The 566-nt window shown below is 48.8% G+C and carries 1 protein-coding gene; it reads right to left on the bottom strand.

The annotated features are described in order from the left end of the window. Positions 1-537: LysR substrate-binding domain-containing protein (locus tag AC1DRJ_RS31840; RefSeq protein WP_477805590.1), on the bottom strand; the 537-nt coding region annotated here is incomplete at its 3' end. Positions 538-566: the final 29 nt, after the last annotated feature.

The raw sequence follows: 566 nt of genomic DNA on the forward strand, positions 1-566 counted from the left end.
CAATTCACTAGGCACGGTTGCAATTAGGTTCGGGTTTTTCTCCAATATCATAGGGACTGTTATAAAGTGTGGGGTTGTAAGGTAAATTTGTCGTTGATGACCCAGTTCGTCGATGAACTGGTCGTAGCGTGTACTTCTGTCTGACAGTACGACGGAAACATGTTTCATGCCCAGGAACTCTTCAAGACTTACTTCCTCGCCGGAGTACGTGCTGCTCACGATAGAGCAAAAAGAGTGCATGAATAGTTCTTGTTGAAAAAGGTTTGGGTCCTGGATGTAGTGTGATCCTATAGCCAGGTCTGTATCACCTCTCTCCAGCGAACTCGCTATATGCTCGGTGGGTAGCTGCGACGTTCGTATTCGGCAATGGGGGGCTACTTTTTGAAGTTCTGCAATCAGTCGGGGCAAAAATACCAACTCGCCCATGTCCGTCATACAAAGGCTGAAGACTCTGGTGGAAGACATAGGGGTGAAACTGGCCTGAGCCAATAGCTTGTGCTGTACGGCGGATACGATCTCCAGAACTGAATCTCCCATCTCCTCTGCGAAAGGCGTCGGCTTCATCG

Source organism: Pseudomonas sp. P5_B2, from assembly GCF_056400445.1.